Genomic DNA, 26,969 nt, shown 5'->3' on the forward strand with positions numbered 1-26,969 from the left:
AAGTTCCTTATCGGCTTAAATACGTGTGTGCAAAAATTGCTTGCATGGTTTTAAAAATTGGGTCTGTTTCAAAGTAGTCAGAAATTTGCTCTTGGAATGGGCTTTGATGGTTGCGAACCAACGTGCGAATTGCAGATCTGTTTAAGGTGTCTGAGTTGGTAAAACCATTTTTTAGTACTTTGATCTCAAAATATGGGCTAGTGGATGCAATCACACTGACAATAATGTTGCCGTCTTGGTCTGTCTTAACTGACAAATCAGCAATTGGGCTTAGCTCATGGCGTAAAAAATACATATTGTCGGGGTTATAGATTGCTTTAAATCTGATTCCGTCTTGGCATATAGCGCAAAACAGTTCATTCACCGACTCAGCAGTAAAGATCGCCCCAAACGTCACAACAACAGGCCCGACATTTTTTTACTGTTTTTCATCATGTTTGATGGTTAGCTCGCAATGCGCTGTAATTAGGTTTTGCATGGTTTATATCCTCAAATGTGATTCAGTGGCATACGCACGTTATCCGTGCGTATGGGTGAATTGAATTAAGAAAGTTCGCGTGACCAACAATCTTCTATACGGTCGTATGCGTAGCCGTTTTGAGCCATTAACGTGCAAATGTCTTCAAGGTTTTTGCCAAAGATATTTACTGAGGTAACTTGGTCGAGTACTGATGTATGACCAAAGTTTTCTTTTAATGTTGCAACGTAGATTTCAACGTCCATGAAGAAGAAATTTGTTTTATCAGCCAATGTCGGCATGTGCTGTTGAAATTGAAGTTGAGCATAGTCACTATCCGCTTGAAGATCCGCAAGGGTTAAATCACAGTTGTTGTCGATGTAATCTGAGATTTCATCAAACAATGTTTCCATGTGAGCACCGCTAAAAGTTTTAGGGAAACCGATGTATAAAGTGCCTTGTAACTGTACTGATTGAGCGTTTAAATTTGACATGCTGTTCACTCCAAGTTTTAAGCTTTCTGCTTTTGATAGTTTCATTTTATGGGAAAACACAACCTGGCAAACTTTTCTCGAAAAATAAGATTTTCAATCTTTTTTAATCAATTAAAAAACATCGCTTGCGTACTAATATGATTTTTCTATTAGCCGTATCGCCGTAATGCATTAAGAATAATTTAACGAGCAATTAGTTAATTAATTAAGTTTAATTAAATTGTTAAGTTTTAAAACATATGAAGATGAACCAGCTCAAGACCGTCTTGTGCTTGAAAACATCACCATTGCTGAAGCGATGAAGTTAGCTGAAAACAACGGATTCTTTAAAGCAAAGTACCAGGTGCTTAAAGTGATTCAATATTTTGATGTTGAATTGGTACTCACGGCGTCTGATGTTGAGTACTGTGCTGAATTACACCAGTTTAGCGGTGGCTATAACGTGACGGTGCTTGCTGATACACCTGAACAAGATCTTATTGCAATTCTCAATTCATTGGGGATATTGAATTAGAGCCATCTCGTGATAAGAGAATGCAGCTCCGAAAAATGGAGTCTAAATTTAAATCTGCCTTTAAGGGATATGATTTATCCCAAGTATCCATAGTGATATGGTCAGTGTATGTTCACCAGTGGCACGATCGCAAAATTAGTACCGTATATATCTAAAAAAAAACCACAATAACAATTGATGGTTTTTTAATGAGCTTTATAAAATGGGTTCATCATACGCACGGCGTTTGTGTTTTACATTTGGATCTATGCCAATTTGATTCGGATATAACAGGTTTAATACCTGGTTAATGCGATCAACTACGCATTGATTAAACAAGATATGACAGTTACCGTTTTCGTAGATCTTAATGCGTAATAAATTATCATCAATGCTATGCCAGATACCACGATCTAACCTGAGTTTATCTAATCTAGTGTGGTCTAAAGGCTTGCCAAATAACTGCCTTGCTATAAAGCGTACTTCTTCCACTAAATTATCTCGTCTGCAATAAGAATGGTAGCTATTGTGATGAATGATCACGCACGGGTTAATACCAGCACCAAGATTGGTTTTGTATTTGCTTGATAATTGGCAAAACAATGAATCAACTTTACGAGCATATGCCATGTGGCGCGTAGACCAGATAGATTCTAAAAATACATTCACGTTATCCATCGTGAAATCTTCAATTTCATGACGAGCAATTTTATCTGACAACGCATCATATTCTTTTTCAGATATAAAGTTTCTAAGATTGATGATCTCAGTTAACTTCCTCCAGAAGCATGACGATATTTGTTTTAAAGCAGATTCTTCAGTATTGAATGATGATGAATATGATTTTCGGGTGATTGCACTCACAATCTGGTAAGCATCAAGTTCAATATCTTTGATGCTTTCATAAATAACCTTTATTGACGATTTTGCTTTTTCGCATTGCAAAATTAGCTTTTCGACTTCAATAAAGTCTAATTCAGATGCTTGCACTTCTCTTTTTATATTTACCAACATATTCATAATTGCCCACCTAATTAGCTTAATTGTCTATATAGATATTTTAATAAAAACCATGGTCATTAATTTTTTTTTAAAATTTATAAGCTAACTTTTTCACTATAATTAAATTAAATAAGCACAACGCTTAAAACTTGGTGTAGTGGAATATGGCTCAACCTTTAAAATTCCTTTTAATACCACTGGCTATGTTAGCCAGTGTTCTGTATAATGCTCTATGAATTCATTACTTATTTTTTTAAATTAAAAATCATATGCAAAGCTTAAATGATGAAGAGTGTCGCCAAGTTGAAAGTGTAAAACAGCTTTTACAAAAAAATTTTAAAGATAAGCTTTATGCTATTTATTTATATGGTTCGTATGTTGATGGTGGTTTAAAACATAAAAGTGATCTTGATATTTTAGTTATTATTGAACGTGAAATTACCGATCAGGAAAGAAAACAATTAGCGCAGAATTTTCTAAATATATCTGTTCCGATTGGTCATGCTACAGCGCGTGCCTTAGAAATTACGATATTAGAAAAAGGGAGTATTACCAATAAAAATCATCCATATACATATCAGCTACAATATGGCGAGTGGTTGAGAGAAGAATTACTCAAAGGTGAATTACTTTATAGTCAATCTGATCCAGATATTAGTATTTTACTTAAAACTGCCCAATTACATAACATTACTATCTTTGGACCTGATATTTGCGATTGGTTAAATCCAATTAGCTATGAACAATTAATATTTGCCATGCAAAAAACTTATCCACAAATTATTGCTCATTGGAAAGACGATCAGGATGAATGTAATCAAATTTTAGCGCTATGCCGTATAGCTTATACATTAGATCATAAAACAATAGTTGCCAAGGATGTTGCTGCGACATGGTTTTTAGAATTCTTAAGTCAGATAGATCAAGACATTTTGCAACTCATAATAGATGAATATATTGGGCAAGGTCATGAGCAATGTTGGTTAGTTTTACATGATCAGCTTGCTAAAATTGTTAAAGAATTACAGCATAAAATTGAACCACTACTTTTTAACTGATGTGGAAGTAATGGATATGCTTCTTAGATTATTACCTCACTATATCTCTAAATACCGAAGAGACTTGATATTGCAAAGGGGGGCGTGGTTGGAGTTGCATGAAGATTTTAAATAAAAGCGGAGGAACTAGGGTAAAAGTTGCCAAAAAGTTTCTTCTGAAATGACTTTTATATTATGACGTTTAAGCAAAGCGGAGGTAACTCCATTGCCATAGATCTTATTCCCATTAAATTGACCATCGTAAATCATTGAACTACCACATGAAGGGCTATTTTCTTTAAGCACTACCAGAGTAGCTTTTAATAATTGAACTTTTTTTAAAGTTCTATATGCCCCTTCAATATAGATTGAAGTCACATCCTTTCCTGATTTTTCAATTACACAGGCTTTTCCATCTAAGACATCATCGCCATTACCTCCCGAAATCTCGGCAGGTTCGCGTGGTGTTGATAAACCGCCAAGAATCTCTGGACATACCATAGTAGCTTTTCCATCTTTGACTAATTTTTCGATTTTTTCGTTTAAGCTATGCGTCCCGTTATAACGTACCTTTAAGCCAGCCAGACAAGAACTTACTAAAATCATATTTCCTCTATGAAAAAGATATGTATCGATTTGCTATTTAGCCAGTACCTATTATTTTTTAAAATTAATAGGTTAGTGCTATGGATAAAACAAGAATTTAAATATGATCAATGCAAAGTGAGTTATTTTTTTTCTAACCCACAAAGCTTATAGATTAGTTTGATCCTTTTTGTTTAGAAAATTTATCAACAGTTCCCATAACAATAATGAAAAAAATAGGGACAAACACTAAAGCAAGAAGAGTTGCACTGATCATTCCTCCAAATACGCCAGTACCTATAGCCTTTTGGGTTTCAGAACTCGCACCACTTGCAAAAACTAAAGGAATAACTCCGCATGTAAATGCTAAAGAAGTCATTAAGATTGGACGCAAGCGCAATTTTGCAGCTTCAACGGTTGCTTTAACTAAACTCATCCCATCTTCTCGGAGAGCCTTAGCAAATTCAACAATTAAAATGGCATTTTTCGCTGATAATCCAATGATGGTAATCATACCAACCTTAAAGAAAATATCATTGGGCATACCTCTTATCATTACAGCTATAAATGCACCTATAAGCCCTAGAGGTACAACCAACATAACAGAAAGAGGGATGGACCAACTTTCATATAACCCAGCTAAAACAAGAAATACTACGAGCATAGATAGAAGTAATAAAAATATAGTTTGCGATTCAGCCTGTTTTTCTTCTAAAGAAATACCACTCCATTCATACCCCACACCTTTTGGAAGTTGTTTGATTAAATTTTCCATTTCTGACATTGCTTGACCAGAAGATATACCAGGTGCTGGACTACCCGTAACACTTAAAGATGGACGACCATTGTAACGATTGTATTGTTGTGGGGAGTATTGCCAAACTGGAGTAATAATCTCAGACATAGAAATCAGTTTACCACTTTGACTATTTACTTTGATTTGTAAAATATCATCAATACTCATACGTGATTTGGCATCAAGTTGAACAATAACTTGCTGCATACGATCTTGATTTGGAAAATCGTTGATATACATTGAACCCATTGAAGTAGAAATGATATCGGTAACATCACTGAAGTTAACACCTAATATTTGTAGTTTTTCACGATCAATTTTGAGTTGTACAGAATTTCCATCTGGTAAACCATCAGAGTAAACATCTACAACTTTTTTACTTTGAGTTGATAAACTGAGTAATTGATCTTGGGCTTGTGCTAATGCTTGCATGCCAATATTTCCTACATCCTGCAATTGTAATGAAAATCCAGAAGAGCTTCCTAATTCATCAATTGCTGGAGGCAATACAGACATTACTTGGCCTTCCGAGCTGTCAGCCATTGCAGTATTCGCATTATCCACGACTTGTTGGGCAGTAATTTTACGGTCCTCAAAGGGGAGTAAATTGGTAAAATACATTGCTGTATTTTGCCCTGAACCACTAAATCCAAAGCCTAAGATCGCCATATTATCTTGAATACCAACTTCTTTATTTAGATGTTCCTGAAATTCAGTAACAACTTTTTTGGTACGTTCTTGTGTGGCATCAGAAGGAAGTTGAATTGATGTCATAAACCAACCCTGATCTTCTTCTGGCATAAATGCAGTAGGTACTTGTTTAAAACAAAAAAGAAGTGCAACAACAATGCCTATAAAAAATAGCATAGCCGTTCTTTTATGTTTAATGACTTTAAATAAACCATGTTCATATCGATTATTTAATTTTTCAAAACTTCGATCAAACCAAGCAAAAACACCTTTTTTCACATGATTTTTATCTATTGGTTTCAACATGGTTGCACATAAAGCAGGTGTCAAAGTTAAGGCTAGGAATGCTGAGAATAAAATCGAAACTGACATTGTGATAGTGAATTGGCGATAAATAATCCCTACTGAACCATTTGCTAAAGCCATTGGTAAAAATACTGCAGCCAAAACCAAAGTAATACCAATAATCGGATTCGTAATTTCTTTCATCGCCTTCGAGGTGGCATCTGCAGGGGACAAGCCTTCTGATACCATGATTCTTTCCACATTTTCAATCACTACAATGGCATCATCTACAATGATCCCAATCGCCAGCACCATACCAAACATGGTTAGGACATTGATAGAAAAGCCAGCAAGTAGCATTACAGAGAACGTTCCTAGCAATGCTATGGGAGCAACAATAGCTGGAATTAAGGTATAACGAACATTATGAAGAAATATGAACATTACAATAAAGACTAAAACCATGGCTTCAATTAATGTTGTAATTACTTTTTGAATAGAAACTTTAACAAATGGTGCAGTATCATAAGGGATTGAGAATTTCATTCCATCAGGTAATGAAGTACTCAATTGGTTGATTTTTGCCTTTACCCCTTCAGCAGTTTTAACGGCATTTGCATTGGGACTCATTTGTATTGCTATTGCTGTAGATGGATTACCATTCTCTAAAATGGCAAAACTATAAGACTGCGCACCAACCTCAATATGAGCCACATCTGATAACAGTACAGTTGCCCCATTTTTATTCGAACGTAAACTAATTTTTTTAAATTGTTCAACAGTCTCCAATTGCCCTTGTGCTGTTAATGGAATCGTAATTTGCTGTCCTTTGAGGGCAGGTGTATCACCTATACGACCAGGTGAAATCGGGAGGTTTTGATTTTGAATAGCCGTATTTACGTCTTTAATACTCAGACCATAAGATACTAAACGATTTGGATCGACCCAAATGCGCATAGCTTTTTCAGCTCCAAAATTCTGGATTTTCCCAACCCCATCAACTCGCTTGATTTCTTCAATGACGTGTCGTGTCATGTAGTCACTTAGGTCTATTTCAGAATATTGATGATTAGGGGAGTTCAGACCTATGATCATCAAAAATCCAGATGAAGCTGCATCAACCATAAGCCCTTGTTGTCGAACAGGTTGAGGTAGTCTCGACTCAATTGCTTTGATTTTGTTTTGAACATCAACTTGAGCAAGCTCTACATCTGTACCAGGCTTAAATGTAGCAGTAACAGTAGCGCTACCAGAGGTATCTGAACTTGAACTGTAATACAGTAAATTCTTAACACCTGACATTTCTCTTTCAATAAGTGTTACAACACTGTCATTGAGCGTCTTTGGTGTAGCTCCAGGATACATTGCTGTAATACTAATTTGTGGTGGAGCTACACTTGGAAAGCGTGCAATTGGCAATTTAGGTATACTTAATACACCAAATAAAATAATAAATAAGGCGATGACCCAAGCAAAAATTGGTCGACGAATGAAAAATTGAGACATTATTGCTGCCCCCCATTTTCATTATTCGTTATAGGTGCTTGCCATTGTTTTACTTTTAGTCGCTGATTAGGTTGAATACGGTCTACACCTTCGACAATGATTTTTTCACCCGCATTTATACCTTGCGTGACTACATAACTATTTTGATAACGCTGACCCAGTTGCACAGTTTTACTTTGTGCTTGCTCTTTTTGGTTGATAATAGTTACATTCGCCTTACCACTAATATCATGTTGGATAGCTTGCTCTGGCACTAAAATCGCATTATCAACTTTTGTTCGGCTCATGTTGATACGGACATACATGCCGGGAAGCAATTTTTGACTAGGATTATTCGCTAAAATACGGATAGTCACATCACCAGTATCGGGATCTACTTTAGTGTCTGAAAATAAAATTTCACCCCTTACATCGTATGGCTTACCTTGACTATTTAGTATTTCAACGTTATGGCTAGCATTTGACAAATTCCCTTGTTGTAATGCTTCCTGTATTTTTTCATAATCAGTAATTGACTGTTTTACGTCGATATACACTTTATCAATTTGCTGTACTACTGCCATGGCTTTAGTATCACCTTGGCTGACTAATGCACCTTCAGTCACTAAAATCTCACCAATAATTCCAGATATTGGCGATGTAATTGTTGCATATTTTAGGTTAAGTTGTTGACGTGAAAGTATCGCTTCCATTTGAGTAACATCAGCTTTTGCTTTCTGATATTCTGCTTCAGTATTGTTATATTCTTGCTTACTAATTGCATTAACTGTCACCAGTTCAGCGTATCGTTTTAACAAAATTTGAAGGCGTGTTACTTCAGCCTCAGCACGATGTAAAGTTGCTCTATTACTTTTGACATCAGCCTGAAATATTTCAGAATTTAATTTAAAAAGTGGTTGACCTGCATGTACATAAGTACCCTGTTTAAATAGAACTTTATCTACTATGCCACCAACCTGAGGGCGAATTTCAGCAATACGATATGCAGTGACACGCCCAGGGAGATTTTCAATCAGATTTATTGATTGTGTTTGGGCAGTCATTACACTTACTGATGCTAACGGTGCATCTGCTGAATGATGCTCTGCATTTTCTGATTTTGAGCAGCCTATTAGTAGCACAGTCATAATGCCAGCTGAGCTAACTAAATAACGACTTTTTTTCATAATTTCCATCTTTGAATAGGGTTAAGCTCATACAGTTAAATGATAAATAGCGGTATAACTAAAGTTTAGATTAACTGGTGAAGAGCTTACTAAAGTGACATTTTGCTTAAACTATATAAGTGAAGTAGGCATTGTATTAAACGAATATTTAAATCATTCGATTTAAATATTCTAAGTTAATAAAATAGTGACTTATAAAATAAAAAACGGAAGGTTTTCATTTTCACTGGTTTGATGACATAAAATCTTAAAGCTAAGTATTGATTTCTAAATCATATTGTTGCAGTACACTAGGGGTCAATATACATTTGAATATTGATGAATAAATTCCTAATTTGTACTAGCTCAAACCTGATCTGACAGTTACCCATTTTTTATTGTGCCTGTCAGGTTAAATTTGAGCTAAATTCTTCTCAGCCCAAATTCGTTTTCCATCAAGTAAAGTTTCTAGTGGTGTGCGACCACAGCACATTTTTCCTTGATGAGTTCGTTCAGTATTATAGAATTTTAGCCAATCGTCTAGATCAACTTGTAATTCTTCCAACGAGCTATAAAGCTTCTTCCTGAACGTAATTTGATAGAACTCCTGCAAAATCGTCTTATGGAAGCGTTCACAGATCCCATTCGTTTGCGGGGAAGCTGCTTTTGTCTTCGTGTGATCAATATCATTGACTGCCAGATACAACTCATAGTCATGTTGTTCTACCTTACCGCAATACTCAGTACCTCTGTCTGTGAGGATGCGAAGCATTGGTAAGTGATGTGGTTCTAGGATTTTAGACCACGCCTATAAGTGATAATCTACTCCCCAATAAGCATGGGAAATGCTTGTTTTTGGAGTCAACCATGACACGAAGAAAACGTCGTAATCATTCAGCAGAGTTTAAAGTTAAAGTTGCTCTCGCAGCAATTAAAGGCGACCACACACTCGCTGAACTTTCTACTCAATTCGATTTACATCAAAACCAAATCATCGATTGGAAAAATCAACTGCTTGAGCAATCAGTCAATATTTTTTCACGACCAACAGCACAACAAGAACCAGAGATTGACCTCAAAGCTCTACATGCCAAGATAGGACATCAGGCATTGCAAATTGATTTTTTAGAAGGTGCGCTCAGAAAAATAGGGCAGCTGAGCGGCAAAAAATGATCGATAAGACCCATCAACTTTCGGTACGACAACAATCGCAATTGATTCAAATCAATCGCAGTACGTTGTATTACAAGCCCAAAGAGATTTCATCAACTGATTTGAGTTGGATGCGTCTAATCGATGAAATTCATCTCGACTACCCATTTATGGGCAGTCGAATGATACGAGATATGCTACAGCGTCAAGGACATCAAATAGGTCGGCGTAAAGTCCGACGTTTAATGCGCTTGATGGGAATACATGCCTTGTATCCAAAACCCAATACCAGTAAGCCTAATCTTGCACACCGTATTTTCCCATATCTGTTGAAAAACATGGTCATCGATCACTCTAATCAAGTCTGGTGTACAGATATCACGTACATTCCTATGGCTAAAGGCTTTGTCTATCTGTGTGCAATTATAGATTGGCATAGTCGTAAAGTACTGGCTCATCGAGTATCGATCAGTATGGAAACAGACTTTTGCATAGATGCGTTGCAAGAAGCAATTGTGAAATATGGTTGTCCTGAGGTGTTTAATACAGACCAAGGCAGTCAATTCACAAGCGAGGCATTTTTGAATGAGTTAAAATTGCGAAATATCCGTATCAGTATGGATGGGAAAGGACGATGGATGGATAATGTAATGATTGAGCGTTTATGGCGCAGCGTGAAGCATGAGGAAGTCTATTTGAAGGCTTACGATACGGTTAAACAAGCGAAACAATCAATTGCTGAATATTTGGATTTTTATAACATGATACGTCCTCATTCAAGTTTGAATAAGGCAACACCAAATGAATTTTATGATCAACATTTACTAAAAGTAATGGCAGCATAATTTAAATATTTAGAGCGGATTTATCACTTATAAAACTGAATTGAGTGGTCTAATTAACGGAACCACATTAAAGTCCTGAGATTGATAGAATGGCAACACACGATCATTGAGTAAATCAGCCGCTGTAATCGGTGTTTTTGTTGTATAGAGCTTGCAATGAACGACCTTGCTATAAGTGTCGATGAATGTTTGTTGGTAGATCCGTCCAACACCTTTGAGATTCCCGACATAAAAGGTGTCTTGCGCGCCTAAATAGCCTGGATGAGATGTTTCGATTTCACCACAAGCAACGTCATCCTCATGCTTACGTTCAAGTGCCGCAATCTGGTGATCATTTAATTCAATACCATCCTGTGCCACTTTAGCCTCAAGTGCTTTTAAACGCTTCTTAAAGTTCTCTAAATTGTGACGAAGCCATATAGAGCGAACACCACTCCCTGAAACAAATACACCCTTCTTGCGTAACTCATTACTAGTACGGTGCTGACCATATGCAGGATATTGAATTGCGAAATCAATGACTGCTCGTTCTGTAGCATCATCTACACGGTTTTTTAAATTTGGTACTCGACGGGACTTGTTGACCAATGCATCAATGTCACCAGACTGTACTAATTCCTGATAGCGATAAAATGTATCTCTTGAAACACCCATGACCTTACAAGCTCTGGATACATTCTGAAGTTCTTCGGCTAAATTAAGCAGGCCTACTTTGTGTTTAATGATTTGATTGTTAGTATGCAACATAAGAAAGTTACCTTTGTTTGATTAAGATTTCGACACCTTTATCAAAACGGGTAACTTTCTCTTTTTCAAGAAGAATGTACGATCAAGTCTGAACTAATACACCTAATTGATGTTGCATTTTCCATCCTTCAGAAAAATCTGCCATTAACCAAATAACCTCATCTACAAAAATATGCTCAATTGCAATAAACCAATATTCTTTTTCAAGATCTGTCAGCGTTACAAATTCAGCATATCCTTGTTTAAAAAGATTCCACTCATCAACTGTAAACAGAGGTGGTTCCACTTGTTTGAACAACTAAAAGCGTATTTATAAGTGATATTCCGCTCTAGTTAAGCCACCTTGTTTTGTTGGGGTAGCTGATCATAGTAAAACTCATTTGGTGTCATTTTGTCTAGACTCGAATGAGGTCGTTTCAGATTATAAAACTCAAAATATGCACTCAATTGCTTTTTCGCATCTGTGACACTGCTATAAGCTTTGAGATACACCTCTTCATATTTAACGCTCCGCCATAATCGTTCAACCATCACATTATCTACCCATCGACCTTTACCATCCATACTGATTTGAATGCCATTTGATTTCAATACATCAATAAATGCATCACTGGTGAACTGACTGCCTTGGTCTGTATTCAATATTTCAGGTGATCCATATTTTTCAATCGCTTCATTTAAAGCCGAAATACAAAAATCCACCTCCATACTAATCGATACCCTATGCGCAAGTACCTTGCGGCTATGCCAATCAATCACAGCACATAAATAAACAAAGCCTTTTGCCATAGGGATATACGTTATATCAGTAGACCACACTTGATTACTGCGCTGAATAGCCAATCCTTTGAGCAGATATGGATATTTACGGTGAGCTTGATTAGCCTGGCTTAAATTTGGTTTGCAATATAACGCCTGAATACCCATTTTCTTCATTAAAGTACGTGTATGACGTCGTCCTATATGATGCCCTTGACGATTCAACAAATCACGCATCATACGACTGCCTGCAAAAGGATATTGCATATGTAATTCATCAATACATCGCATCAGCTTCAGATCTGATGAGCTAACAGGTTTTGGGCGATAATAATAACAACCACGAGAGACTTTCAGTAACTTAGCTTGTTTAGATACTGAAATCTGAAGTGAGTGATCGATTAACTTTTGTGGTTGAAGCGGCCCAGTTTCTTCAACACACCTTCTAAAAAATCAATTTCTAATGCCTGCTCACCGATTTTTGCATGTAACTTTTTAAGATCAATGGGAGGTTCTGATGGAGCTTTTGATTGATCGAAAGCTTGTGAGGAAGCTGAGATCAATTGATTTTTCCAGTCAATAATTTGGTTTTGATGAACATCAAACTCAGAACTCAATTCAGCAAGTGTTTTTTCTGCTTTGATCGCAGCAAGTGCTACCTTAGCCTTAAAGTCGTTTGAATGATTTCTTCTTGGTCTACGTGCCATAAAATACTCCATATATTGATGTTTATAACATCATTTGAGGAGCAGAGTATCACTTATAGGAGTTGTTCAAATTTCCGGATCCATCTCTCTTTTATTGGATGCAAGAAGTAGTTTTATTGATGCTGAGTTTAAGATTTCAAACATCTTTGATGCACCGCATAAGAATGAAGTTGTTCGCTTAAATAAGAAATCACAAGCATATGTTGAAGCTAATGGCTGGATGTCCAGATCTTCCGCATTAGAACGTTTAGAACAATGGAAAAACGTTGCGTTTAACCAATATCTAGATCCAACGATCCGCAACCAAAACAACCAAAAAATTGTCCTTTCTCTTTTTGATTTGTCTGGCACATGGTCACAACCATGGGTTGATGCTGGCTATCAAGTATTTCGGTTTGATATACAGGCAGATCCTTATTTTGGCGATATTAATAACTTCAGCGTGGAATTCTTTAACGAGCTTTTTGCATGCTTTGATGGTTTGGACGTTCATGCGATTTTAGCTGCATGCCCATGTACAGACTTTGCTGTTTCTGGTGCAAGACATTTTACTGCCAAAGATGCTGATGGTCGCACGTTAAGCAGTATTGAGCTGGTGTACCAAACTTTAAGAACAATTGAATTTTTTAAACCGAATATTTGGGCAATTGAGAATCCAGTAGGGCGTATTGCGAGCTTAACCGGGTTGTCGCCGTGGCGTCTGTCGTTTGATCCGTTTCATTTTGGTGATACATACACAAAGAAAACATTATTGTGGGGCCGTTTCAATGCCGACCTACCAATTGCACCTGTTGAACCTGTTGAGGGCTCTAAAATGCACCGCCTATACGGTGGCAATAGTATTGCGACTAAGAATGCTAGAAGCGTAACGCCTGAAGGTTTTGCATACTCATTTTTCACGGCAAACAACGCACATAGCAATTCGTTAATGACGATTTGCAACAAGTATGATCGTTTAGATCCTGAGCTTTTGAGTCGCTGTTTAAATAGCGGTTTGAGTGACTACGACATCTCTAATTTGATCGATGACGATTATTACGACTGTGATGATTATTCAGCACATCAAACATTAGAAAGTGCCGTTGAAAGCATGGGGGTGGCTGTATGAATCTGAGCAAGGTTATTCATGCTTATAGGTATCTGTCTCCAGAAGATGTACCGCATGAATTAAGAGATCTAAGCCATAAAGGGGCATTTGTAAGAGGGAATTTCTATGTATAACTTGCTTCCACATGAATTAATCGTTGATAACTTTGCTGGCGGTGGCGGTACATCAACTGGTTTAGAACGTGCGTTCGGTAGACCGATTGATATTGCAATTAATCATGATCCGAAAGCCTTGGCCATGCATCGCATCAATCATCCAAAAACAAAGCACTACTGCGAGAGTGTTTGGGATGTTAACCCTGTAAAGATTACGGGCAATCAACCTGTTGGCTTGGTTTGGCTTAGTCCAGACTGTAAACATCATAGCCGTGCGAAAGGTGGCAAGCCGTTAAACAAGAAGATCCGCGGTTTAGCTTGGATTGCTTTAAGGTGGGCTGCAACAGTTCGACCACGAATCATCATGCTTGAAAACGTGGTTGAGTTTGTTGAATGGGGTGATTTGGATAAGAACGGTAAACCGATTTTAAAGCGGAAAGGGCGAACGTTTAACTGTTTCGTGAATGCGCTCAGGTACCAAGGGTACACGGTCGAATATCGTGAACTACGAGCATGCGACTATGGTGCACCGACATTGAGAAATAGATTTTTCTTAATTGCTCGGCGTGACAATTTACCGATCGTCTGGCCAGAACCCACACATGCTGAATTTGACTTTTTTGCACCTCAAAAAACGAAAAAACAACCATGGAAGACAGCTGCTCAATGTGTGGACCTTAATTATGAATGTTTAAGTTGTGTGCCCACCTGCGTAACCGCTGACGACTTGCTGAACTCCCTGAATCTGTAAAAATACGGCTTCAGTACACCAAAAGCATCCCCCACCGAAAAGTGCCTGTTGCATGGTTGATTCCTCATTCAATTAAATAACTCAATCGGGCTGATGGTTAAATTCCAGCTCATCAGTATGAAAGATAAAAAAGCCTGTCCATACAGGCTTTTTGTAGGGAAGTATTAACGCGGCTGAACAGCACTTTCCAGCTGGATCAAGAGATTTCCATGGCGATCCAGTAATTTTAAGGTTTTAGCAAATACCTGATAATGCGTCACTTTAGCTAAAGCTTCATTAAATTTCTGATCAAGCTGATCGTTGTTCATGCAAGCCATACGGGTAGTAGCCATTTGACTCAGGGTCAGCGTATCTTTTGCTGCTGTGTAGCTGCCCATAATCCGGTTACAGCTATCTGAACCTGAAACGCGCTGGGTACTGGCATCAAATTGCAGACTCGGAACATTGCGTGCGGTTGGCGCAGTCTTGATTTCAGTATTACCAATCTGGGTCGCAATCCAAGTACGATTTTGCAAAAGTTGTAAATGATTCGCGGTTTGTGTCGTGGCTGTATTGGGCACAGTTTCGCAGCCCATGACCGTTAGAACCGAGCCTAAAATCGCGATTGCAGTTAATTTTTTTAGCATGAAGATACTCTGATCATTGACTAGCTATTTGTATATAAACAAAAAAATGATCAAGGTTCCAGTTGATTTTGTATCTTTATTGAAGTGGATTTGCTACACAGTTATCGCATGTCGGGTTTTGGTAGGCCCTGCCGGATCAGGCGTGAATAGTCCTGACTGGAGAGATTAGCGGTGCGTTCTACCCGTGGATTGACATGTGCCCGTTGATACCAAGTGTGCATATCCCAAGACTGTTCTAGTACTTTAAGATCATAGAGATAATTCGGTAAATAGCCGGAGGCCAGCAACCGGTAATCTGAGGGTAGCTGTTGTTGCGATATCGCCTGAACCATATCAAAGACTAGTGTGGTGCAATTACTGGTCAGGGTATTGTACCATTTTGGCTTTTGGGCCAGCTCATCGGCCTGACGCAGATATTCCTTGAATAGCGCTTTAGCCTGAGCTTGCGGCATTTTGACTGGGAAAAAATAGACCTGTTCACCACGGACATTGCTACGGGTATAGACAATATCCTTTTCATCCGATGCGACCAGACTCAGTTCATATTTTCGGAAAAAGCCACCAATCGCTGAAAACTCTTCATTCTTTTCCTTGCGGATTTCAATCGAGAAGGTGAGTGGCTTTTGATTGGCAAAATCGAAGCTGACCAGGGTATGGGCAATTTTAGGCCCCATCCAGTAGGAAGTAATGATGTTCACGCCAGTAATCTGATTCAGATCAAAACTGCGGCTTTCCCAGCGTTCGATATAGCGACCATCGGCCTGCCAGTCAAAGTTGCGGATATTGTGTAAGGTAACCTGATCGCCTTGCTGCTCATAATGCAGAAGCTGGGAAACCTCAGGATTCCACTCTCGATCCTGACGCGCTTCCAGACTGAAATATCCTAGCAAACAGAATAAAAAGGCCAGAAGATAAAGAACGCTATCCACTTGGCGGGAGATCAGATGCCGGGTGAAATAAATCCCGAGAACGACCAGCGCAAAGGTCAGCCAGAGTCCAATCAGTATCAAGCTGCCGATTTTGCCGATGGGAAGATGAACCCACAGCATGAGGCTGAGCCACAGGCTCGACAGAATGACGAATAAAGTAAACAGGCTGCCCAGCAGCCACAGACTCCAATGTCTGGAGATATATTCGCGTCCCTGCATCATCACTTTTTCATGAGAAATAGGTTTTATTTTCTGTAGGTTGCGAACTCAAAAGCAATGCCGGTTTTGTCATCAATATGTTGTTCTGACGCTATCTTCACAAAATCATTTGGAATTTTAGGATAAAAAATATCACCTTCAACATTTAAATCAACATGAGTAAGCTCTAGTCGATCCACAATATTGATGGTTTGCTTGAAAATCTCACCACCACCAATAATAAAAATTGTATTTGGTTTCTCTGATGCTTGAACGTCAGGAATAGATTTCTCTAAGGCTTCTTCGATTGAATGTGCAACTTTAACGCCGTCAAAATTCCAATTATGGTTTCGAGTAATTACCCAATTTACACGTTTAGGAAGCGGACGACCAATCGAATCAAAATTTTTACGACCAAGGATAATTACCCCACCTTGGGTAATTTCTTTAAAGTGTTTTAAATCAGCAGAAATATGCCAAGGCAGATCGTTATCCTTACCAATACAACGTTGGTTGTCCATAGCAACCACATGTACTACTTCAAAACTTTGGAAAGTCATAACTTAATTGTCCGGAACATATTGAATATCACATATAACAAAATCCCGCTTTATAAAAAGCAGGATTTGGTCATGGTAACTATAAAGGAAAATAAAGCTAATTTCAGCTTAATTTAAAAATCCATTAAAGCTAAAGAATTTTTAAGTAGGGTCTGTTGACATTTACTGTTCATAATTAACCCTATAAAGGTAGCCATAAAAATATACAGGCTAAAGCAACAGAACTTTGATAATTTCTTTTGAGCTTGTCATATCGAGTAGCTATTCCTCTAAATTGCTTTAATCTACAAAACATATTTTCAACTAAATGCCTGATTTTATATAAATACCAGTCCATATGGTCATTGTTCGATTGGCTATTTGTTTTCTTTGGTATATTCGCTTTAGTCCCTGTTTTCCTGATCTGTTCACGCAGTGGTTCTGAATCATAGCCTTTATCTGCACATACCACTTTTGTCTCTTTTAAATCTAATGTTGATATTAAATCAGGTGCAACTTTAACATCATGTGTGGTTCCATCGGTAATCATGAAATCAATAGGATTGCCATGTGCATCAACAATCAAATGTATTTTTGAGGAGTTTCCTCCTACACTTTTAGAAATAGATTGATTCGCTATACCGGCAGAATGTTGATGAGCACGTACATGAGAGCCATCAATAAAAATCCACTCCATATCGGGGCATGAGGCTAGTAATTTGAATAATCTAAGTAACTTACCGCTGCTTGACCAACGATTAAAACGTTTGAAAATAGAGTTGGAATGACCAAAACAAGAAGGAATATCTCGCCACGGACAGCCTGTTCTAATTCTATAGAGAATAGCTTCAATAAAATTGCGTAAATTTGAGTTGTGGTGAATGGATAAATTACGCAGAATAACTTTCAACTTTTGCCAGTGTTGATCTGTCAGCATGGTACGAGGCATAGCGAATAGTAAAATTGGGTTTGGCGATTTGATTTTACTACTTCGCTATTTTTTTAAACTAAAAGTGTCAACACACCCTAAGCATATTCAAGCGTAAAAAACCTTTAGCACCAGCTACATTAGAGCGAATTGTGAGGGGGATTTTAAAATATATCGTTCACAACCCAAAACCTTACATCGTGGACAATGTGGCGCCAATTCTTACTGAGTGTGCCAATGGTTCAAGTCGTAGATCCATGCCAATAAATGAGCCATTACGTACAATTACAGCAGAAACAAAAGGCGGTACACATGCGCTATACGTGTGTCACCTATCTAAAATGAAAAAGGGGTGCACTGGCCAAGAGCTATCAGAACCATTTCACACGTTAACGACCGTGAATCAGTTTGCGGAAGTACGTGCGCTACTTTTGAAATTTACCGGGCAATTCAACTTTAAGAATGACTTGTTTGAACGTTTCGGCTTAATCGAAATCAATAATGAACATTATTATATTGAAGACATTGGTTTTAGGATGATTCAACCATTTGAGTTGTATAAGGCTCAGGGCTTTCCAAGCAATTACATCTTTACTCATGGTGTAGATGAAAATAACCAAAAAATTAAGCTGACGAAAACTGAGCAATACAGAATGGTAGGTAACTCAGTACCTCCAGATCTATCCCATGCACTTGTCAAAGCAAACTTTAAACATGAAATGAAATATCAAATTGCATCGTAAAAAAAACCTAGCATTGATTGGTCAATGCTAGGTGGGTATAAGACTTTTCAGGGGCTCTTATATTGCAAATGCTAACTGTGCTACTGGTGGCTTTAACATGCCCATTGATGTTAATACATCAGTGTATGTACGTACAGACCAGGTATTCGTTGATATATCAAAATAGATACAACTAAAAATAGTTTTGTACTCAGCGTACAGGGTAATCAAGTCAAAGCTATCGATATTGGCATTTTCAACCCGTTCGCTATATGTTGTACTGTAAGAGACACGCGTTAGATCTTCAGGTGCAAAATAGACAATACGTGCTTTGTCGCCGTGTCGTTCGTGGTTGTATTTGATCGTATTACACTTTGATAATCTCTCAATGTAACGGTCAAAAGATGCAGAATTTTGAACCTCTTTGTAGAGTATTTCCGCTGCATGGTAAATAAAGCAGTTGCTTAACCCAATGCCGTGCGAACTAAGGACTTTTTCTCCATCTGTTTTAAACATCGTGTAGCGTAGATACATCTTGAATACTCCAGGTTTTAAGCAATGAGCTTGATGTATTCATTTTAAAGACTGTTTGGGCTTTAAAATTTTTTCAAAAAAAAACCTAGCTAGGCTAGGTCAAAAGGGTAGAAGTTAATTAAATAACCTGAAGATCCAAAGTCCTAATGCTAAAAATGCTTCTTCCAGCACTTCAATCTTGGTTGTGTATTCAAGTGAATATAGATGTCCAACTTCAGTAACACTCAGTTTCATACGATTAGATAGGTCCAAGTCACTCACATTTAATTTGATCAGTGCATTAAACAAATAAATTAACGAAAAAAAGTTTTTTGATAAAGTTTTTGTGGCTAATAGATTTAATATAATTATCTAATTGGTTAGGTTATAAAAGGTAAAAATTTTGTCTAAATCTGATAATGACAACCCGTGTAAAACCAAAGAGAAACCGTTTTGGAACCATGTCAATACAGATGACTACGAAGAAGAAAACGAATATAAACACCAAGCGCCATCGTTCTTTAAGTATTTATTCAATATGTGCAGAAGCTGGCTAATAGTCATTATCGAAGTGCATATTCTTATTGGTTTTATTCTACTGGTTTTGTACATGTGGAAAGGCGTTTTAGTTTTTAATTAATAACGCTGTTTTTGAACAAACCCAATTCATGAATCTGAAAGCAGTTTGCCGTAGATATTTAACATTCAACGCTATTAAATGCTCAATCTGTTTATGCGATGAATTCCCTCTAAACCATCTGCATATACAAGTGAGTCGGTTCCTGATCTCTGGCCATGGTCTGACCAGGCCTGGAAACCAAAATCACCGCGTCAAAATTTAGTACGCGCAACAGCCTTATATCACTTGAGTTTTTCTAAGATCTAAGTCAATTTTGAACTTCCAATACGACCAGTAGGCAAGTGGCATGCCTACTGGTTTTTATTTTTTGATTGATCATCAGACATGCAAGAAATAGAATTGGTATATATATTCTTTCACCGGTCTTGAGATGTCAGAAAAATCAGAAATACCGCTTAAAGCTGGTGATTTAGTTGAAATTGAAGCTCTTGCTCCTGGTGCACCTAAACGCATTCCAGTGGCGTTAGAGCTGCTGTCGGCTGGATTTGCATCACCAGCACAAGATTTTATTGAAAAGTCGGTCGATCTCAACGAAATGCTGATCACCAATGAGTACTCTACGTTTATTGGTAAAGTAGGCTCTCGTTCCATGCTAAATGCCGGTATAGATATTAACGATAAGCTCATAATCGATAGAAGCTTAGACGCCAAGCATCTAGATATTATTGTTGCTCAGCTAGAAACAGACTTTACCGTTAAGCGGTTGATGATCACCAAGCAAATGTCAGCTGGTGAAATTAATGAAATTTTTGGTCCAGATGCAAAATCTATCCCTCCAGTTTGGCTTAAAGCAGAAAACCAAGAGCACTCACATATTTTTCTAAAACCTGAACAGGAATTGATTGTGTGGGGCGTAGTGACTTACATCATTAAAGACGCACGAAAATGACAAACCGGGTATTTATTCATGTTGATATAAATTCGGCATATTGTTCGATGGAAGCATTTTGGAACCCTAAGTTAAAGGGTAAACCATGCGTTGTCTTAAGCTCTAATGATGGAACAATCATCGCGAGAAGCGCTGAAGCTAAACTCTTAAAAATCCCGATGGGTGCGCCACTCTTTAAGGTCCAAGACATCATCAATAAACATAACGTTCATGTGCTATCGAGCAATTTTGCGCTATATGGCGAAATGTCACGCCGTTTTCATGGAATATTATCTGGTTTTGTAGATCCAAGCTGTTACAGCATTTACAGCATTGATGAAGGCTTTATAGAATTTACTCAATTTACTAAAAACTTTGATGCTACTGAAATGGCACGGGAGATTCGGCATCAAGTATATAAGTTTATTGGCTTAACAACGTGCGTGGGTGTTGGTAGAACACTGACTGAAAGTAAAATGGCCAACAACCTTGCCAAAAAGAATCCAGAATTAAATGGAATCTGTAATTTAGTGACAATGAGCCTGGTAGATGTCGAAAGCTACTATCAAAGCATGCCAGTTGATGAAATATGGGGTGTAGGGCGAAAGTACGCTAAAAAGCTTAATGACATGGGGATTTTAAGTGTGCTGGATCTTGCAACATCCAACCCGAATCGAATGCGTGAACTCTTCAATGTGAATATGCAAAGTACGATTTTAGAATTGCTTGGCCAGCCATGCTTTGAATTTGAAAGTTCACCTAAGGCGAAACAACAGATTGTCTCGAGCAAATCTTTCGGCCAGAAAATTACTGAGCTCTCAATTCTTCAAGAAGCCGTCAGCAAATATACCCATAATGCATTCAATCGGCTTGTTGCTGAACACCAGCTATGCGGATCTCTGATTGTTTTCTTGCAATCCAACCCATTTGACCAGTCAAAACCGTATTACAGCAAGTCGTTAACATACACGTTTACCCAACCTACAAACAATTTGATGCAACTGGTTAAAGCTGCCACATCACTGATTGATAAATTGTACAAAGAGGGGATAGAGTTTAAGAAATGTGGCGTGATGTTGTGTGAATTGATAAAAGAAGAACATCGCACGATCGGCCTACTAACTGACGTAGAGCAGCTTGAAAAAGAGCAAGCGTTAATGACGGCGTTTCAAAACATTCAAAGTAAGTTTGGCAAGGCTAAAATTGCTGCTGGATCATGTAATCTGAAAAATAGAGATTGGGAACCTAAGTCAGAACGTCAAAGCCGTAACTATTTTAGTGAGGCTGGTATGATTGTCTTCAATTGATTCATTTGAGGGAATTTGTTGGCAATGACGGGGATGGTCAGACTCGAACTGGCATTCAAGGAATCAAACCTTTGCCTTAAAGAGATTGATCAAATCTCAAAATCAATTGGCTACACCCTCGGAAATATAAGAAATTAAGATTGCTGATAGCTTCTTGGTGATTCAGCTGGTGTACCATCATCATATCGCCAAAATAAGAAGCTTCCACTCCATTCGACTTCACCTGAAGCATAGTCACGGATCTTATCGCTCCAGCGGATAGGTTTAATTTCATGGTCTAAGAATTCATCCCACACAATAAACGCCGTGCCATCTTTGTTTGGGATTTGGTCCTCTATGAAGAACCAGGGTGACTTCACATCAACAGAACAGCGTTTTGTCATTTTGTCTCTCTCACTCTTTTGAGTCGTATGCATATTCATATAAGCCTCAAATCAATTGAAAAGATCCTGGAAACTGTTTTGAACGTCAGATCGTGCGATCGGCGCTGTTTCTTGTTGCTGTGACTGACCATTAAAGTCTCAAAAATGACATTAATGTTCTAAACTTTAACAATATAGTTGTAAACTCAAAGAGGAAGTTTGAATGAATATTACGAAAAAATCAGATTCAATACTTGTGGTATTTTTTAAGTTGTTTCTTTGTAGCAGTGCATTTGTTGCATGTATTTTATTTGGATTTTGGTTGAGTCCAATGCAAGTACCATCCCCAATAGTCATTTTTATATCACTTGCAATCACCGTTTTATTTACTTATTGGATATTTGGAATAGGTAAACTCAAACATAAGTAAATTTACAACTATTATGTCATAAATGGATTGGTTATCTAAACTCAAAGTTCATTGAGTTTAGAACTATAATGTAAATTTACTGAATCATACCTAATGTAAGTTATTGATTTTATGATTCATCAGTTTAAGTCTTTAATGTGCAAAGACATCAGGCAACGACGGGCTGCTGCCGGCCATCAGCGGACGCAGGGAGGACTTTCCGCAACCGGCCGTTCGATGCGGCACCGATGGCCTTCGCGCAGGGGTAGTGAATCCGCCAGGATTGACTTGCGCTGCCCTACCTCTCACTAGTGAGGGGCGGCAGCGCATCAAGCGGTGAGCGCACTCCGGCACCGCCAACTTTCAGCACATGCGTGTAAATCATCGTCGTAGAGACGTCGGAATGGCCGAGCAGATCCTGCACGGTTCGAATGTCGTAACCGCTGCGGAGCAAGGCCGTCGCGAACGAGTGGCGGAGGGTGTGCGGTGTGGCGGGCTTCGTGATGCCTGCTTGTTCTACGGCACGTTTGAAGGCGCGCTGAAAGGTCTGGTCATACATGTGATGGCGACGCACGACACCGCTCCGTGGATCGGTCGAATGCGTGTGCTGCGCAAAAACCCAGAACCACGGCCAGGAATGCCCGGCGCGCGGATACTTCCGCTCAAGGGCGTCGGGAAGCGCAACGCCGCTGCGGCCCTCGGCCTGGTCCTTCAGCCACCATGCCCGTGCACGCGACAGCTGCTCGCGCAGGCTGGGTGCCAAGCTCTCGGGTAACATCAAGGCCCGATCCTTGGAGCCCTTGCCCTCCCGCACGATGATCGTGCCGTGATCGAAATCCAGATCCTTGACCCGCAGTTGCAAACCCTCACTGATCCGCATGCCCGTACCATACAGAAGCTGGGCGAACAAACGATGCTCGCCTTCCAGAAAACCGAGGATGCGAACCACTTCATCCGGGGTCAGCACCACCGGCAAGCGCCGCGACGGCCGAGGTCTTCCGATCTCCTGAAGCCAGGGCAGATCCGTGCACAGCACCTTGCCGTAGAAGAACAGCAAGGCCGCCAATGCCTGACGATGCGTGGAGACCGAAACCTTGCGCTCGTTCGCCAGCCAGGACAGAAATGCCTCGACTTCGCTGCTGCCCAAGGTTGCCGGGTGACGCACACCGTGGAAACGGATGAAGGCACGAACCCAGTTGACATAAGCCTGTTCGGTTCGTAAACTGTAATGCAAGTAGCGTATGCGCTCACGCAACTGGTCCAGAACCTTGACCGAACGCAGCGGTGGTAACGGCGCAGTGGCGGTTTTCATGGCTTGTTATGACTGTTTTTTTGTACAGTCTATGCCTCGGGCATCCAAGCAGCAAGCGCGTTACGCCGTGGGTCGATGTTTGATGTTATGGAGCAGCAACGATGTTACGCAGCAGGGCAGTCGCCCTAAAACAAAGTTATGCAGCCAAATCCCAACAATTAAGGGTCTTAAAATGGTAAAAGATTGGATTCCCATCTCTCATGATAATTACAAGCAGGTGCAAGGACCGTTCTATCATGGAACCAAAGCCAATTTGGCGATTGGTGACTTGCTAACCACAGGGTTCATCTCTCATTTCGAGGACGGTCGTATTCTTAAGCACATCTACTTTTCAGCCTTGATGGAGCCAGCAGTTTGGGGAGCTGAACTTGCTATGTCACTGTCTGGCCTCGAGGGTCGCGGCTACATATACATAGTTGAGCCAACAGGACCGTTCGAAGACGATCCGAATCTTACGAACAAAAGATTTCCCGGTAATCCAACACAGTCCTATAGAACCTGCGAACCCTTGAGAATTGTTGGCGTTGTTGAAGACTGGGAGGGGCATCCTGTTGAATTAATAAGGGGAATGTTGGATTCGTTGGAGGACTTAAAGCGCCGTGGTTTACACGTCATTGAAGACTAGTCCTTTGCATAACAAAGCCATCAAACCGGACGCCAGAGATTCCGCGCCTGTTGCGCATGGCTTCGCCATTTTATGCGCAATAGGCGCGCCACCCTGTCGCCGTTTATGGCGGCGTTAGGCATCACAAAGTACAGCATCGTGACCAACAGCAACGATTCCGTCACACTGCGCCTCATGACTGAGCATGACCTTGCGATGCTCTATGAGTGGCTAAATCGATCTCATATCGTCGAGTGGTGGGGCGGAGAAGAAGCACGCCCGACACTTGCTGACGTACAGGAACAGTACTTGCCAAGCGTTTTAGCGCAAGAGTCCGTCACTCCATACATTGCAATGCTGAATGGAGAGCCGATTGGGTATGCCCAGTCGTACGTTGCTCTTGGAAGCGGGGACGGATGGTGGGAAGAAGAAACCGATCCAGGAGTACGCGGAATAGACCAGTCACTGGCGAATGCATCACAACTGGGCAAAGGCTTGGGAACCAAGCTGGTTCGAGCTCTGGTTGAGTTGCTGTTCAATGATCCCGAGGTCACCAAGATCCAAACGGACCCGTCGCCGAGCAACTTGCGAGCGATCCGATGCTACGAGAAAGCGGGGTTTGAGAGGCAAGGTACCGTAACCACCCCAGATGGTCCAGCCGTGTACATGGTTCAAACACGCCAGGCATTCGAGCGAACACGCAGTGATGCCTAACCCTTCCATCGAGGGGGACGTCCAAGGGCTGGCGCCCTTGGCCGCCCCTCATGTCAAACGTTAGATGCACTAAGCACATAATTGCTCACAGCCAAACTATCAGGTCAAGTCTGCTTTTATTATTTTTAAGCGTGCATAATAAGCCCTACACAAATTGGGAGATATATCATGAAAGGCTGGCTTTTTCTTGTTATCGCAATAGTTGGCGAAGTAATCGCAACATCCGCATTAAAATCTAGCGAGGGCTTTACTAAGCTTGCCCCTTCCGCCGTTGTCATAATCGGTTATGGCATCGCATTTTATTTTCTTTCTCTGGTTCTGAAATCCATCCCTGTCGGTGTTGCTTATGCAGTCTGGTCGGGACTCGGCGTCGTCATAATTACAGCCATTGCCTGGTTGCTTCATGGGCAAAAGCTTGATGCGTGGGGCTTTGTAGGTATGGGGCTCATAATTGCTGCCTTTTTGCTCGCCCGATCCCCATCGTGGAAGTCGCTGCGGAGGCCGACGCCATGGTGACGGTGTTCGGCATTCTGAATCTCACCGAGGACTCCTTCTTCGATGAGAGCCGGCGGCTAGACCCCGCCGGCGCTGTCACCGCGGCGATCGAAATGCTGCGAGTCGGATCAGACGTCGTGGATGTCGGACCGGCCGCCAGCCATCCGGACGCGAGGCCTGTATCGCCGGCCGATGAGATCAGACGTATTGCGCCGCTCTTAGACGCCCTGTCCGATCAGATGCACCGTGTTTCAATCGACAGCTTCCAACCGGAAACCCAGCGCTATGCGCTCAAGCGCGGCGTGGGCTACCTGAACGATATCCAAGGATTTCCTGACCCTGCGCTCTATCCCGATATTGCTGAGGCGGACTGCAGGCTGGTGGTTATGCACTCAGCGCAGCGGGATGGCATCGCCACCCGCACCGGTCACCTTCGACCCGAAGACGCGCTCGACGAGATTGTGCGGTTCTTCGAGGCGCGGGTTTCCGCCTTGCGACGGAGCGGGGTCGCTGCCGACCGGCTCATCCTCGATCCGGGGATGGGATTTTTCTTGAGCCCCGCACCGGAAACATCGCTGCACGTGCTGTCGAACCTTCAAAAGCTGAAGTCGGCGTTGGGGCTTCCGCTATTGGTCTCGGTGTCGCGGAAATCCTTCTTGGGCGCCACCGTTGGCCTTCCTGTAAAGGATCTGGGTCCAGCGAGCCTTGCGGCGGAACTTCACGCGATCGGCAATGGCGCTGACTACGTCCGCACCCACGCGCCTGGAGATCTGCGAAGCGCAATCACCTTCTCGGAAACCCTCGCGAAATTTCGCAGTCGCGACGCCAGAGACCGAGGGTTAGATCATGCCTAGCATTCACCTTCCGGCCGCCCGCTAAATATCTCCTTTTGGGTTGTTAATAAAACATCCAATAAGTTGACTGTGCGTGAAAAAGAAAGTTTTGTGTGATGGCGTTGAAGATCGCACCGTTAAGCTCTTATGTGGGATGGTGCAGAGCTCGACGACTACCGATAAAACGCAACCGCCGCAAACAGACAAGAAAAAGCCCCAACTGATAACAGTTGGGGCTTCAGTATTGTGATTGGTGGAGCAATAGCACCCTGAACCCAAAACCTTCTCGCTCAACCGGTAGTGGCTGATAACAACT

General features: G+C 40.4%; 25 protein-coding genes and 5 pseudogenes. 12 read left to right on the forward strand and 18 right to left on the reverse strand.

The genetic code is table 11. From position 1 onward, the window contains the following. Positions 1 to 7: 7 nt before the first annotated feature. Both ACO1B7_RS16480 and ACO1B7_RS16485 read right to left on the reverse strand, forming a co-directional pair. Positions 8 to 364, reverse strand: a complete 357-nt coding sequence (locus ACO1B7_RS16480) for a hypothetical protein (protein WP_423090406.1) — start codon at positions 362 to 364, stop codon at positions 8 to 10. A 179-nt stretch (positions 365 to 543) separates the two neighbouring features. Continuing rightward, on the reverse strand, positions 544 to 951 hold the full coding sequence (locus ACO1B7_RS16485) for a hypothetical protein (RefSeq protein WP_005005986.1): 408 nt from the start codon (positions 949 to 951) through the stop codon (positions 544 to 546). Positions 952 to 1,171: 220 nt separating this feature from the next. On the opposite strand from ACO1B7_RS16485, the gene ACO1B7_RS16490 reads away from it, so the two are divergent. Continuing rightward, complete coding sequence (locus tag ACO1B7_RS16490; protein WP_005005987.1) at positions 1,172 to 1,465, forward strand: hypothetical protein; 294 nt, start codon at positions 1,172 to 1,174, stop codon at positions 1,463 to 1,465. A 195-nt stretch (positions 1,466 to 1,660) separates the two neighbouring features. Here the strand turns inward: ACO1B7_RS16490 and ACO1B7_RS16495 are convergent, their stop codons facing one another. Next, the gene (locus ACO1B7_RS16495) at positions 1,661 to 2,464 is read right to left on the reverse strand and encodes a DUF4942 domain-containing protein (protein ID WP_005005990.1); all 804 of its coding nucleotides are present in this window, start codon (positions 2,462 to 2,464) and stop codon (positions 1,661 to 1,663) included. 251 nt (positions 2,465 to 2,715) lie between these two features. Between ACO1B7_RS16495 and ant(3'')-IId the strand changes: the two genes are divergently transcribed. Beyond that, positions 2,716 to 3,504 (forward strand): aminoglycoside nucleotidyltransferase ANT(3'')-IId, encoded by a 789-nt coding sequence (ant(3'')-IId, locus tag ACO1B7_RS16500; protein WP_038350081.1) that lies wholly within the window; start codon positions 2,716 to 2,718, stop codon positions 3,502 to 3,504. Between the two features lie 126 nt (positions 3,505 to 3,630). On the opposite strand, the gene ACO1B7_RS16505 is transcribed toward ant(3'')-IId, so the two are convergent. The 4 genes and pseudogenes from ACO1B7_RS16505 to ACO1B7_RS16520 all read right to left on the reverse strand — a co-directional run. Beyond that, positions 3,631 to 4,089, reverse strand: coding sequence for a 2-thiouracil desulfurase family protein (locus tag ACO1B7_RS16505; RefSeq protein ID WP_077170035.1), 459 nt, complete (start codon positions 4,087 to 4,089; stop codon positions 3,631 to 3,633). A gap of 154 nt (positions 4,090 to 4,243) precedes the next feature. Next, positions 4,244 to 7,345, reverse strand: a complete 3,102-nt coding sequence (locus ACO1B7_RS16510; RefSeq protein ID WP_038349993.1) for an efflux RND transporter permease subunit — start codon at positions 7,343 to 7,345, stop codon at positions 4,244 to 4,246. Next, positions 7,345 to 8,511, reverse strand: a complete 1,167-nt coding sequence (locus ACO1B7_RS16515; RefSeq protein ID WP_052232764.1) for an efflux RND transporter periplasmic adaptor subunit — start codon at positions 8,509 to 8,511, stop codon at positions 7,345 to 7,347. Before ACO1B7_RS16515 ends, ACO1B7_RS16510 begins: the two co-directional genes overlap by 1 nt. Before the next feature lie 391 nt (positions 8,512 to 8,902). Continuing rightward, positions 8,903 to 9,280: pseudogene (locus ACO1B7_RS16520) on the reverse strand (integrase core domain-containing protein); the annotation flags it as partial. A gap of 77 nt (positions 9,281 to 9,357) precedes the next feature. Here ACO1B7_RS16520 and ACO1B7_RS16525 point away from each other — a divergent pair. Continuing rightward, a protein-coding gene (locus tag ACO1B7_RS16525) for an IS3-like element ISAcsp5 family transposase (RefSeq protein WP_262478992.1) occupies positions 9,358 to 10,487 on the forward strand; the annotation gives its coding sequence in 2 pieces (ribosomal slippage) (positions 9,358 to 9,610 and positions 9,610 to 10,487; 1,131 coding nt in all). Between the two features lie 42 nt (positions 10,488 to 10,529). Here the strand turns inward: ACO1B7_RS16525 and ACO1B7_RS16530 are convergent. The 3 genes and pseudogenes from ACO1B7_RS16530 to ACO1B7_RS16540 form a co-directional block, all read right to left on the reverse strand. Further along, positions 10,530 to 11,234: pseudogene (locus ACO1B7_RS16530) on the reverse strand (helix-turn-helix domain-containing protein); the annotation flags it as partial. Positions 11,235 to 11,316: 82 nt separating this feature from the next. After that, positions 11,317 to 11,532, reverse strand: coding sequence for a hypothetical protein (locus ACO1B7_RS16535; RefSeq protein WP_423090407.1), 216 nt, complete (start codon positions 11,530 to 11,532; stop codon positions 11,317 to 11,319). Positions 11,533 to 11,567: 35 nt separating this feature from the next. After that, positions 11,568 to 12,712 (reverse strand): IS3-like element ISAba14 family transposase gene (locus ACO1B7_RS16540; RefSeq protein ID WP_099046175.1). Its coding sequence is split into 2 segments (ribosomal slippage): positions 11,568 to 12,448 and positions 12,448 to 12,712, totalling 1,146 coding nucleotides; the frame shifts between segments, so codons are not numbered across the junction. A gap of 82 nt (positions 12,713 to 12,794) precedes the next feature. On the opposite strand from ACO1B7_RS16540, the gene ACO1B7_RS16545 reads away from it, so the two are divergent. Together ACO1B7_RS16545 and ACO1B7_RS16550 are read left to right on the forward strand one after the other, a co-directional pair. After that, positions 12,795 to 13,808, forward strand: coding sequence for a class I SAM-dependent methyltransferase (locus ACO1B7_RS16545; protein ID WP_042893681.1), 1,014 nt, complete (start codon positions 12,795 to 12,797; stop codon positions 13,806 to 13,808). 105 nt (positions 13,809 to 13,913) lie between these two features. Beyond that, positions 13,914 to 14,600, forward strand: a pseudogene (locus ACO1B7_RS16550) (DNA cytosine methyltransferase); the annotation flags it as partial. Here the strand turns inward: ACO1B7_RS16550 and ACO1B7_RS16555 are convergent. The 5 genes and pseudogenes from ACO1B7_RS16555 to ACO1B7_RS16575 form a co-directional block, all read right to left on the reverse strand. After that, positions 14,598 to 14,708, reverse strand: a pseudogene (locus ACO1B7_RS16555) (peptide-methionine (S)-S-oxide reductase); the annotation flags it as partial. The pseudogenes ACO1B7_RS16550 and ACO1B7_RS16555 sit on opposite strands and share 3 nt — an antisense overlap. Positions 14,709 to 14,818: 110 nt before the next feature. After that, positions 14,819 to 15,280 (reverse strand): META domain-containing protein, encoded by a 462-nt coding sequence (locus ACO1B7_RS16560; protein ID WP_033917524.1) that lies wholly within the window; start codon positions 15,278 to 15,280, stop codon positions 14,819 to 14,821. Between the two features lie 101 nt (positions 15,281 to 15,381). Then, positions 15,382 to 16,431 carry an Lnb N-terminal periplasmic domain-containing protein gene (locus ACO1B7_RS16565; RefSeq protein ID WP_077170331.1) on the reverse strand — a complete coding sequence of 350 codons (1,050 nt, stop codon included), beginning with the start codon at positions 16,429 to 16,431 and terminating at the stop codon, positions 15,382 to 15,384. A 23-nt stretch (positions 16,432 to 16,454) separates the two neighbouring features. Next, entirely contained in the window at positions 16,455 to 16,967 is a 513-nt protein-coding gene (dfrA41, locus tag ACO1B7_RS16570) for a trimethoprim-resistant dihydrofolate reductase DfrA41 (protein ID WP_004729503.1), read from the reverse strand. Positions 16,968 to 17,129: 162 nt separating this feature from the next. Next, a pseudogene (locus ACO1B7_RS16575) lies at positions 17,130 to 17,895 on the reverse strand (IS5-like element ISAba31 family transposase). Positions 17,896 to 18,131: 236 nt separating this feature from the next. Here ACO1B7_RS16575 and ACO1B7_RS16580 point away from each other — a divergent pair. Continuing rightward, positions 18,132 to 18,617 carry a DNA cytosine methyltransferase gene (locus tag ACO1B7_RS16580; protein ID WP_306179647.1) on the forward strand — a complete coding sequence of 162 codons (486 nt, stop codon included), beginning with the start codon at positions 18,132 to 18,134 and terminating at the stop codon, positions 18,615 to 18,617. A gap of 57 nt (positions 18,618 to 18,674) precedes the next feature. Here the strand turns inward: ACO1B7_RS16580 and ACO1B7_RS16585 are convergent, their stop codons facing one another. Then, positions 18,675 to 19,112, reverse strand: coding sequence for a hypothetical protein (locus ACO1B7_RS16585; RefSeq protein WP_038350010.1), 438 nt, complete (start codon positions 19,110 to 19,112; stop codon positions 18,675 to 18,677). A 1,007-nt stretch (positions 19,113 to 20,119) separates the two neighbouring features. Between ACO1B7_RS16585 and umuD the strand changes: the two genes are divergently transcribed. Together umuD and ACO1B7_RS16595 are read left to right on the forward strand one after the other, a co-directional pair. Continuing rightward, on the forward strand, positions 20,120 to 20,638 hold the full coding sequence (gene umuD / locus ACO1B7_RS16590; RefSeq protein WP_033917549.1) for a translesion error-prone DNA polymerase V autoproteolytic subunit: 519 nt from the start codon (positions 20,120 to 20,122) through the stop codon (positions 20,636 to 20,638). Beyond that, complete coding sequence (locus ACO1B7_RS16595) at positions 20,635 to 21,924, forward strand: Y-family DNA polymerase (protein ID WP_038350012.1); 1,290 nt, start codon at positions 20,635 to 20,637, stop codon at positions 21,922 to 21,924. Before umuD ends, ACO1B7_RS16595 begins: the two co-directional genes overlap by 4 nt. A gap of 134 nt (positions 21,925 to 22,058) precedes the next feature. Here ACO1B7_RS16595 and ACO1B7_RS16600 read toward each other — a convergent pair whose 3' ends face one another. After that, positions 22,059 to 22,346, reverse strand: a complete 288-nt coding sequence (locus tag ACO1B7_RS16600; protein ID WP_032495678.1) for a hypothetical protein — start codon at positions 22,344 to 22,346, stop codon at positions 22,059 to 22,061. A 647-nt stretch (positions 22,347 to 22,993) separates the two neighbouring features. Continuing rightward, positions 22,994 to 24,007: a class 1 integron integrase IntI1 gene (gene intI1 / locus ACO1B7_RS16605; protein WP_000845054.1), complete on the reverse strand. Its 1,014-nt coding sequence runs from the start codon at positions 24,005 to 24,007 to the stop codon at positions 22,994 to 22,996. A 172-nt stretch (positions 24,008 to 24,179) separates the two neighbouring features. On the opposite strand from intI1, the gene ACO1B7_RS16610 reads away from it, so the two are divergent. The 4 genes from ACO1B7_RS16610 (at position 24,180) to sul1 (ending at position 26,674) form a co-directional block, all read left to right on the forward strand. Next, a complete protein-coding gene (locus ACO1B7_RS16610) occupies positions 24,180 to 24,632 on the forward strand; it encodes an NAD(+)--rifampin ADP-ribosyltransferase Arr-3 (RefSeq protein WP_001749986.1) in 453 nt (150 codons plus the stop codon). Between the two features lie 105 nt (positions 24,633 to 24,737). Beyond that, entirely contained in the window at positions 24,738 to 25,325 is a 588-nt protein-coding gene (gene aac(6')-Ib / locus ACO1B7_RS16615) for an AAC(6')-Ib family aminoglycoside 6'-N-acetyltransferase (RefSeq protein ID WP_033917551.1), read from the forward strand. Between the two features lie 168 nt (positions 25,326 to 25,493). Then, positions 25,494 to 25,841 (forward strand): quaternary ammonium compound efflux SMR transporter QacE delta 1, encoded by a 348-nt coding sequence (locus ACO1B7_RS16620; protein WP_000679427.1) that lies wholly within the window; start codon positions 25,494 to 25,496, stop codon positions 25,839 to 25,841. Next, on the forward strand, positions 25,835 to 26,674 hold the full coding sequence (sul1, locus tag ACO1B7_RS16625; protein ID WP_000259031.1) for a sulfonamide-resistant dihydropteroate synthase Sul1: 840 nt from the start codon (positions 25,835 to 25,837) through the stop codon (positions 26,672 to 26,674). Before ACO1B7_RS16620 ends, sul1 begins: the two co-directional genes overlap by 7 nt. Positions 26,675 to 26,969: the final 295 nt, after the last annotated feature.

Origin of the sequence: Acinetobacter lwoffii, from assembly GCF_049367455.1 — a bacterium.
GTDB lineage: Bacteria > Pseudomonadota > Gammaproteobacteria > Pseudomonadales > Moraxellaceae > Acinetobacter > Acinetobacter lwoffii_W.